We start from the raw sequence: 9,196 nt of genomic DNA, 5'->3' as shown, positions 1-9,196 counted from the left end.
CGCGGTGGCTGCCCCGGGCACCGCGCCGGGCGGCGGCGCGGCCGGCGGGCCCGGCAGGGTGGGGGCCGGGGTGACCAGCAGCCCGGCCGCCGCCAGCCGCCGTACCTCGACCAGGGTGGCGTAGCTGGAGCGCCCGAGCAGCCGGGCCAGTTCCACCGGGGTGCGCCGGCCGTCGGCCAGCCCGAGCAACTCGCGCCGCCGTGGGCTGAGCGGTAGCCGGTGTCCCGCGGGGCGCCCGGTGCGGCGCAGCGGCACGTCGTCCACCTGCGGCCAGGGCCAGATCCGCGCCAGCCGGTCGCGGCGCCGCACCGCCTCGTGCCGCAGCAGCCCTGGCGGCACCGCGAGCACCGGGCCGAGCCAGTGCCGCACGCCCGCCTCGAAGTGGGTGGCGGCGGGCGGGGCGCCGAGCACGAAGAACGCCGCGTCGTGCACGGCGGCCAGCTGGCAGAGCTCCAACTCGCCGCGGCTCAGGCAGCCTTGGCCGACCAGCATCGGGCCGACCAGGCACCGGTCGGCGAACGCCTCGCGGGTCTGCTGCCAGCGGGTGGCGGTGAGCCGCCCGCTGCGGGTGAGCAGCGCGCCCAGGTCGAGGGCGGCGGGACTCTCCGCGTGGACCACGGCGCCGTCCTCCAGGTAGAGGGTGCCGGTGGTGGTGTGCAGGGCGCCGGTGGCGCGGGCCTCGGCCAGTCGTTCGACGGCCGGTCCGGGCGGCGGCCAGGAGTGCGGTGCCGTGGTGCTCACCTCCTCGGCTCCCGTGCGTGGCGCATCGTCAACTCCGGTGGGTGGGGATGGAAGCGGGGCGGTCGGGTGGCGGTGTCGGACGCCGTGCTGCGGGGCGTCCGGCGCTGCCACCCGGGTCAGCCGAGGACCAGTTCCTCGGCCAGCGCCTGCAGTCGCAGCCGAGCGCCGGCCAGGTTGGCCTCCTCGCGGTCGAGCCACAGGTGCAGCAGCAGTCGGCTGTCGAAGACCGTGCCGATCAGCCGGAACAGGTGGTAGCTGCGCTCGGTGGTGAGGATCAGGTCCTGCAACGGCAGCCGCGGCTCGCCCGGTTCGGCGAAGCTCAGGCTCTCGGCGGCCAGTCTGACCAGGTCGGTCGCCTCGGCGGCGGTGGCCTCGTGGTCCTGTGCCGGGCTGGTGCCGACGCTGCCCAGAGCCAGACCGCTGCCCCAGTCGAGCAGGCCCGCACCGCGGGCCCCGGCGATCCGCATCGCCGCCGACAGGCAGTCCTCGATCCCTGGCACCTGGGCTCCTTCGGGAGGGTAGAAGTCGGGGGACGGACGACGCGGAGCCATGGCCGGTGCGGTCGGCTCCGGGCATCCTCGCGGGGAACGGCGGATCACCACGACGCGTCGTCCGTCTGACACGGAAGGTTACTGAGCCGGATATGCCTGATGACAATGTCATTGGCATATTTACGAGGTTGACGATGTGTTTCGGCCAACCTCGAATTGTTGCCCGAGGGTGCGGTATTCGGGTGCCACCGGCCTGGCGTCGGGCTTTCCGGCACTCCAGGTGTTGCTGAACCGGCCACCTGCGGCGGTCGGTTGGCCGGTTCGATGCGCTCGGAGTTGCCACGCACGATGGCGGGGGTCAGGTGATCCGCACTGATCCGATCCGGCCACCCGTGCGACCCGACCGGTCATCGCCAAGGCCACTTCTGCCGAATTGGCCTTGGTGGGCCCGGTCGGCCCGCCGCTACCCTCGAACCCCGACCGAGCAACGGAGCCCCACTGCCATGCACCCACAACTCGCCGCTGACCTCGACCAGTTGCCCGCCCTGCTGGAGATCACCCGGGAGCACGCGGCGGCCTTCCTGACCGGTCTCGCCGACCGCCCGGTGGTCCGGCCGGGCGAGCCGCCAGCACCCGCCCCGCTCCCGGAGCGGGCCACCGGCCTGCGGGCGGCACTGACCGAGTTCGCGCAGCGCTGGGAGCCGGCGCTCTCCGGCAGCGCCGGGCCGCGCTACCTCGGCTTCGTCACCGGCGGCGCGACCCCCGCGGCGCTGGCCGGCGACTGGCTGACCGCGACGGCCGACCAGAACTCCAACTCCGCGCTGGACCCGGCCGGTCAGTGGCTGGAGGCCGAGACGATCGGCTGGCTGCGCGAGCTGTTCGGGCTGTCCGCCGCGCACGCCGGCACCTTCGTCAGCGGCGCGACCATGTCCAACACGGTGGGCCTGGCGATCGCCCGCGAGTGGCTGGGGGAGCGGCTCGGCGTCGACGTCGCCGAGGACGGGGTGGGCGCGCTCGGCCCGGTCCGGGTGCTGTCGGGCGCCGCGCACTCCAGCGTCGCCAAGGCGCTCTCGGTGCTCGGGCTGGGCCGCCGCGCCCTGCACCAGGTGCCGACGCTGCCCGGCCGGGAGGCGGTCGACCCCGCGGAGCTGGCGCGGGCGCTGCGGGCGGCCGACGGGCCGTGCGTGGTGGTGGCCAACGCCGGGACGGTCAACACCGGCGACTTCGACGACCTGCGCGCGGTGGCCGAGCTCTGCGCCCGCCATGACGCCTGGCTGCACGTGGACGGGGCGTTCGGCGCCTTCGCCGCGCTCGCGCCCGAGCGGGCGCAGTTGGTGGACGGCCTGGAGGCGGCCGACTCGGTCTGCGTGGACCTGCACAAGTGGCTCAACGTGCCCTACGACAGCGCGGTCCAGTTCACCCGCCGCCCCGACCTGCAGGCCCGCGTCTTCCGCAACGCCGCCGCCTACCTCGGCCCCCTCGGCGAGCGGCCCGACCTGGTCCACCTCACCCCGGAGAACTCGCACCGCCTGCGCGCACTGGCCGCCTGGTTCACGCTGCGCGCCTACGGCCGCGACGGCCACCGGGAGATCGTCGACCGCTGCCTGGTCGGCGCCCGGGCGCTGGGGGAGGAGCTGGCGGCCACCGCGGGCCTGCGGCTGCTCGCGCCGGTGCGGCTGAACGTGGTCTGCTTCACGTTGGCGGGCGACCCCACCGCCGAGCGGCTGGCCGAACTGGCCGCCCGGGTCCGGGCGGAGGTCTTCGTGACCCCGACCGTGTACGACGGGGTGCCGGCGCTGCGGGCCGCGTTCAGCAACTGGCGGATCACCGAGGCCGATGTGCGACGGGTTGCCGGGGTGTTGGCCAAGGCCGCCGCGGAACTCACCGAGCTCGACTGACGAAGCATCAGCGGAAAGGTCGTCAGCGCGGCGGCCGGGGCCGGTCGAGGTCAGCCCCGCTGGTCGAGCAGTGCGACGAGCTCGGCGCTGCTGCCGGTCTCGCCCAGGCGGGGGAAGATCCGCTTGATGCTGTGCTCGTGCGAGACCGGGTCCATGTCGGTGACCACGTCGGTGGCGACGGTGACGTGGTAGCCGAGCTCGTGCGCGGCGCGGGCGGTGGACTCGACGCCGATGCTGGTGGCCACGCCGCCGATCACCACCTGGGTGACCCCGTGCTTGCGCAGCTGCTCGTCCAGCCCGGTGCCGTGGAAGGCGCCCCAGGTCTGCTTGGTGACGGTGATGTCGCCCGGCTCGACGGGCAGCACCAGCTCGGCCCAGTCGGCCGGGAGGTCGCCGGTGCGGCGCGCGCCCTGCTCGGTGCGGCCGGGGGCGCCGCCGGTGACGTTGACCAGGACCACGGGCAGGCCGCGCTCCCGGAAGGCGGCGGCCAGCCGCTCGGCGTTGGCGATCACCTGGTCGACGCCGAACTCGGCCGCGAAGGCGGCGATGCCCTTCTGCAGGTCGATCAGGATCAGGGCGGTGGTGCGGTCGAGGGTGGTGGCGGTCATGTCGTTCTCCTTGGGCCATCGGATGCGGGGTGGACGGTGGGTCAGGGGGTCGGCCGGTCCCGGCGCAGGGCCCGGTCGGTGGCGGTGAGCAGCAGTACCGCCAGGCTCAGCCCGGTCATCAGCAGCGCCACGCCGTGCAGGCCGGTGTCGCTGGCGCGGCTGCCGTAGCGCAGCGCGATGACCGAGGAGGAGAGGATCGCGCCCAGGTAGATCGCGGTGCGTTGGAGGCCCGCCGCCGCGCCGATCCCGTCGGCCGGGGCCTGGGCGTAGACGGCGGCCTGGTTGACGCTGGAGGCCAGCCCCTGGCCGACCCCGAACAGCGCGCTGACCAGCACCAGCAGCGCGATCGGCGCGGTGTGGCCGACCACAAGCAGCAGGCCGCTGCCGGCGGCCAGCAGCACGGTGAGGGCGAGCAGCGGCCGGCGCAGCGTGCGGGCGCGGGCGCCCAGCAGCGAGCAGGCGGCGGCCGTCGCGGACATCGGCAGCGTGATCAGGCCGGTGTGCAGCGAGCTGAGGCCGCGGGCCTCCTCCAGCCACTGCGCGAAGCCGTAGAGCATGCAGTACAGCACCAGGTAGGTGAGGCCGCTGCGGGCGAAGGTGCGGGTGAGCTCGGGGTGGCGGCGCAGCAGCCGCAGGTCGAGGAAGGGGTGCGGGGCGCGCAGCTGCCAGGCGGTCAGCGCGGCGGCGAGGGCGGCGGTCAGGGCGAGCAGCGACCAACGGGGGTGGGCGAGGTCCAGCAGGAACAGCATCGCGGTGCCGATGGTCGCGGCGAAGAGCGTGAGGCCGAGCGGGTCCAGCCGGCCGACCGGGCGATCGGTGGGCTCGCTGCCGGTCCGGGCGGCGGCCGGGCCGTCGGCGGGGACCCAGCGCAGGGTGAGCAGCAGGGCGAGCAGCGCGGCCGGGACATTGACCGCGAAGACCGCCCGCCAGCCGAGCCCGGCCGCCAGCGCGCCGCCGAGCAGCGGGCCGACCGCGGCGCTGGCCAGTGAGGCCAGCGAGATCCGGCCGAGCACCGGGCGCGGGGTGGCCAGGCCGGTGCGGCGCGACTCGGCGCGCAGCATCGCCATGGCCGCCGGGTAGGCGGCGGAGGTGCCCAGGCCCAGCAGCACCCGGGAGGCGATCAGCCAGCCGAAGGCGGGGGCGAGCGTGCCGACGGTGCCGGCGGCGACCACCACGGCGAGCCCGGCCAGGAAGACCTTGCGCGGCCCGAGCAGGTCGGCCAGCTTGCCCATGGTGGGCTGTCCGACGGCGCTGGCCAGGTAGAGCACGGCGACCAGCCAGGCGGTCCGGGCGGGGCCGACGCCGAAGGCGTTGCCGACCGCGACCAGCACGGTGGCGATCATCGTGGAGTTGATCGGGTTGAGGGCCACGCCGATCAGCAGCGGGGCCATCATCCGGCCGGCGAACGGTCGCTCGGCCCGGGCGGTGGCGGCGGGATCGGGGGCGCGGCGGGTGCGGCCGGCCGGGCGCAGGGTGCTCACGGCTCGTCGCCCGCGGCCAGGACGCGCAGCGCCGGGATGGCCCGGGCGAGCGCGGCGCGCTGGGCCGCGTCGAGTTCGCCGCCCAGGGCGCTGGTGAGCCAGTCGTGCTTGGCCCGCATGATCGCGGCCATCGCCTGCTGCCCCTCCTCGCTGAGCTCGACCAGCAGCTGCCGCCCGTCGGTGGGGTGCGGGGTGCGGCGCAGGTAGCCGCGCTCCTCCAGGGCGGACAGGGTCATCCGCATCGACTGCGGGCGGACGAACTCGGCGCGGGCCAGGTCGGCCGTGGTGGCCGGGCCCTCGCGCAGCAGGCGGGCGGCGACCGAGCGCTGCGAGGCGGTGAGCTCGCTGCCCGCGCTGGCCGCCCGGGCGCGACGGCTCAGCCGGCCGAGGATGCCGTGCAGGGCGCCGGCCAGGGCGGGGAGGTCCTCGGGGTCAGGTGGTTCCGGGTCCGTGGGTGCCATGCGGTCCAGGCTAGGTGTCGGCAGTGGAACTTGCAAGCTTGCCTGTTGAGTTTTGCTGTTGAGTCTTCCTGTGGAGTTTCCCTGTCGAGTTCGGGTGGGTGGGCCGTGCCTGTCCCGGTGGCCGTTCGTTGATCGATCGACGTCCCGCCGCACCGACCGAGAGAGGGCCGAGACCGTGACGACCCTGGCCATGCCGCCCGACGAGTTCGCCGCCACCCTGCCCAAGCACGTGGTCTCCGCCGCCGTCCTGCTCGGTGATCCGACCGGGCGGATCCTGATGCTCCATCAGGCGCACGCCTATCCGGGTCATCCGGCCTGGTGGCAGCTGCCGGGTGGGTTGGCCGACGACGGTGAACGGCCGAGCGGGACCGCCGTTCGGGAACTGGTGGAGGAGACCGGCATCCGACCGACCCGGGCGGTGCTCCCGCTGCTCGCGGTCGACCACCGGGCGCCGGTGGACGGGTGGCCCGCGGTGATCGACTTCTGCTTCGACGGCGGGACGGTGGCGGCCGACACCCCGGTGCTGCTCAGTGCCGAGCACGACGCCTACGCCTGGCGCACCCCGGCGCAGTGGGCGCCCTGCCTGCAACCCGAGCAGCGCTCCTGGTTCGCGGCGCTGCTGCGGGCCCGGGCCGTCGGGGTGACGCGCTACCTGCACGACGGGCGGCAGGCCTGACGGGCGGTCCGTCGGCGAGCGGATGGTCGGCGAGAGGGCAGCCGGCGGGCGGGCGGATTCCTGGATAAGCGTGCGGCGAGCACGCAAAGTTCCTGCTACAGTCGAGATGCGTGCAAGGGGCACGCATCTCGACCGAAGCCTGCATCCCCGAGGAGTCCGCCATGACCGCTGCCGTCACCCACACCGACATCACCACCGCCCTCACCGACCTGCTCTTCACCCCCGGCCTCGAGCTGGCCGAGGCCATCGACCGCCACTTCGCCCCCGACTACCGCCAGCGCACCGACGGCCGCTGGGACGACCGCGCGGCCTTCGCCGAGCACATCGCCCACCTGCGCGCCGTGGTCGCCGGCGGCTCGGTCGAGGTGTTCGAGGAGCTCTCGGCCGGCAACCTGTACGCCGACCGGCACGTCGTCGAGGTGGTCAAGAAGGACGGCTCCACGGTGCGGATGGAGGTCTACCTGTTCGCCGAGTTCGCGCCCGACGGGCGGTTCCGCCGGATCGAGGAGACCACCCTGCTGCTGGCCGGCGCCGAGTCCGACCGGGACATGGGCAGCGCCCGCTGATCGCCGAGGGACCGTCAACCCCCGTCGGCCACCTCGGTGGCCAATGTGAAGGGGTCGTCGTGGCTCGCCGCGGTCGGCTGGTCGGTCCCGGTCCGGTGCGCCCAGGCGTCGTCCCGGGCGAACCAGTCGATCGGGGCCGGCGAGCCGCCGCCGGCCGCGAGCACCGCGTCCAGGCTCGCGAAGTACGCCGCCCAGCGCGGCGCGTAGAGCTGCCCGACCAGGCCGGACCACTCGCGGTTGGCGTAGTCGTGCAGCGGCCCGTCCTCGCTGGGGCCGCGATCGCCCCAGGTGGTGAGCAGCGCGCGGGCGTCGTACTCCAGTTGGTCGCGCTCGTCCTGGTCGGCGCCCCAGGAGCGGGCGGCGGCCAGCCAGGGGCCGAGCAGGAAGCGGGGGTCGGTGGCCAGCAGCCGGTCCAGCAGCTCCGCATCCGCCTGCCAGGCGCCGGTCAGGGCCAGGAAGGCGTCCCGGTCCCGGTCCGCGTAGGCGGCGGCGATCCGCGGCAGCCGGGCGCGGGCCCGGTTGTCGAGCACCTGGCGGGCCACGTCGACCAGGTCGAAGCGGTAGGCGTCCGAGCTGCGCAACTCCGGCGCCACCTGGAGCAGTTCGCCGAGCGCGGCGTCGACCGTGGTGGGTGAGCAGCGGGGCGAGCGCGGGCTCCAGGCGGCGGCCGAGCCCGCGGTGAGGGTCGGACGGGCGGCCAGGACGCTGTCCTGCGGTTCGCTCCAGCCGTCCGACGGCGTGCCGTACGGGCCGCGGCGCAGCTGCTCCCACGCCGCTGCGGCGTGCGGGTCGGGGCCGCCGTAGCGGCGGGCGGCGTACGCGGCGAACCACGCCTGCTGGTCCACCTGACCGGGCTCCCAGGCGAGGTCGGTGAACAGCTCGAAGGCGGCCGGGTTGCCGCCGGTGCCCTCGGGCAGGTAGGCCAGGCCGCGCAGCGCGCTGCCCGGCCGGTCCAGCCACTGCCGGAAGCGGGTGGTCCAGACGGCCGTGTTGGCGCCGAGCGCCGTGTGCCCGCCGAAGTCGTCGATCGTGCCGAACGCGTACGGCGTGCCGCCCCAGTCGCGCTCCCGGTCCAGCCCGTCGTAGCGGTCCGAGAGGCCGTCCAGGATCAGCATCCGGGACCGGTCGACCCCGTTCAGCACCGCGGCGGTCGGGTTGTCCTGCCAGCCGAGGATCGCCCAGGTCGCGCCCGGGTGCGCCGCGTCGAGCGCCTGCTGCACCGCGTGCGCGGCGGCCGTGGGATCCACCGGGCCGAGCCGGCCGCCCTCGTGCAGCAGGTCCATCTTGTACATCGTGCTGTCGCCGAACAGTTCGCGCTGGGCCCGGTAGTAGGCGGCGGCCAGCTCGGCGAAGCCCGGCCCGGTCGGGTCCAGCCAGTCCGGCCGGTGGAAGCCCACCCAGTCGCCCTGCGGCACCACCCGGGCCCCGGGACTGTGCTCGGCGAAGCCCGGCGGCACGGTGCCGAAGAAGCCCGGCAGCACCGGCGTCATGCCCAGCGCCCGCAGCTGGTCGGCGATCCGCCGCCCGAGCGCGGCGCGGGCCGCCAGCAGCTGCGTGGACTCGGGGCCGCCGAAGCCCGCCATGTTCTGCAGCAGCCACCAGCTCTGGTGCCCGGGCGCGGGGAACCAGGAGCGCAACTCCTGGTCGGCGTAGCCGAACCGGCGCAGCGCCCGGTCGTACACCGCCTCGGCTCCGGTCTGCACGTACACCTCGTCGACCCCGTGCAGGGCCAGCAGGTCGATCTCGTGCTGGTAGGCGGCGAAGTCGCGGTAGGGGCCGGAGTAGCCGGCGTCGGTGTCGTTCAGCGCGTAGCGGTGCGGGACCACGGCCGAGCGGGTGGTCGCCGCCGGGGGTGCCGGCAGGGTGGCGGGCAGGTGGTCCAGGCTGTCGCCGGGCCAGCCCAGGTCCACCCCGGCGACGTGCTCCAGGTACCAGCCGACCCCGGCCAGCAGGGTGGCCCCCGAGCTGCCGCGCACGGTGATCGCGCCCGCGGTGCCGGAGAGCGCGAAGCTGTCGGCCGGGCCGGCGGGGGCGGCGAGCAGGCGGAACTGGTCGGCGTGGCCGGGCAGCAGGCGGTGCAGGGCGGCGCGGGCCGGGGCGGGGTCGAAGGCGGGCGCGGCGGGCCCGCCGGGTGGGGGAGCGGCGCCGAGGGTGGCGGCCGCGAGCAGGGCGACGGTGAGCAGGGTGCTGCCGGGACGCCGCATGCCGTCCGCCTCCTTCGCTGCCGGTCGGGCGATCGTCGCAGCGCGGGGCGGCCCGAGATCGGAAGAGCGT

The 9,196-nt window shown here is 75.3% G+C and carries 9 protein-coding genes; 3 read left to right on the top strand and 6 right to left on the bottom strand.

From position 1 onward, the window contains the following. Both ACQRUO_RS36765 and ACQRUO_RS36760 read right to left on the bottom strand, forming a co-directional pair. The coding region (locus ACQRUO_RS36765) for a transcriptional regulator (RefSeq protein WP_428320522.1) at window positions 1–741 on the bottom strand (741 nt) is incomplete at its 3' end. Window positions 742–857: 116 nt separating this feature from the next. Beyond that, a complete protein-coding gene (locus tag ACQRUO_RS36760; RefSeq protein WP_428320521.1) occupies window positions 858–1,241 on the bottom strand; it encodes a hypothetical protein in 384 nt (127 codons plus the stop codon). 494 nt (window positions 1,242–1,735) lie between these two features. Between ACQRUO_RS36760 and ACQRUO_RS36755 the strand changes: the two genes are divergently transcribed. Then, on the top strand, window positions 1,736–3,130 hold the full coding sequence (locus ACQRUO_RS36755; protein ID WP_428320520.1) for a pyridoxal phosphate-dependent decarboxylase family protein: 1,395 nt from the start codon (window positions 1,736–1,738) through the stop codon (window positions 3,128–3,130). A 50-nt stretch (window positions 3,131–3,180) separates the two neighbouring features. Here the strand turns inward: ACQRUO_RS36755 and ACQRUO_RS36750 are convergent, their stop codons facing one another. The 3 genes from ACQRUO_RS36750 to ACQRUO_RS36740 are packed head-to-tail and all read right to left on the bottom strand — an operon-like array spanning window position 3,181 to window position 5,680. Further along, window positions 3,181–3,738, bottom strand: coding sequence for an isochorismatase family protein (locus ACQRUO_RS36750; protein WP_428320519.1), 558 nt, complete (start codon window positions 3,736–3,738; stop codon window positions 3,181–3,183). Window positions 3,739–3,779: 41 nt separating this feature from the next. Continuing rightward, a complete protein-coding gene (locus tag ACQRUO_RS36745) occupies window positions 3,780–5,219 on the bottom strand; it encodes an MFS transporter (protein WP_428320518.1) in 1,440 nt (479 codons plus the stop codon). Further along, window positions 5,216–5,680 (bottom strand): MarR family winged helix-turn-helix transcriptional regulator, encoded by a 465-nt coding sequence (locus ACQRUO_RS36740; RefSeq protein ID WP_428320517.1) that lies wholly within the window; start codon window positions 5,678–5,680, stop codon window positions 5,216–5,218. Before ACQRUO_RS36740 ends, ACQRUO_RS36745 begins: the two co-directional genes overlap by 4 nt. A 175-nt stretch (window positions 5,681–5,855) precedes the next feature. Between ACQRUO_RS36740 and ACQRUO_RS36735 the strand changes: the two genes are divergently transcribed. Then, window positions 5,856–6,356: an NUDIX domain-containing protein gene (locus tag ACQRUO_RS36735; protein WP_428320516.1), complete on the top strand. Its 501-nt coding sequence runs from the start codon at window positions 5,856–5,858 to the stop codon at window positions 6,354–6,356. Between the two features lie 161 nt (window positions 6,357–6,517). Further along, on the top strand, window positions 6,518–6,922 hold the full coding sequence (locus ACQRUO_RS36730; RefSeq protein WP_428320515.1) for a nuclear transport factor 2 family protein: 405 nt from the start codon (window positions 6,518–6,520) through the stop codon (window positions 6,920–6,922). A gap of 14 nt (window positions 6,923–6,936) precedes the next feature. Here ACQRUO_RS36730 and ACQRUO_RS36725 read toward each other — a convergent pair whose 3' ends face one another. After that, complete coding sequence (locus ACQRUO_RS36725; RefSeq protein WP_428320514.1) at window positions 6,937–9,126, bottom strand: alpha-N-acetylglucosaminidase; 2,190 nt, start codon at window positions 9,124–9,126, stop codon at window positions 6,937–6,939. Window positions 9,127–9,196 lie beyond the last annotated feature (70 nt).

Source organism: Kitasatospora sp. LaBMicrA B282 (genome assembly GCF_050325825.1).
In the GTDB taxonomy this organism is placed as follows: Bacteria; Actinomycetota; Actinomycetes; order Streptomycetales; family Streptomycetaceae; genus Kitasatospora.
This window is presented reverse-complemented; position numbering and strand designations above follow the sequence as displayed.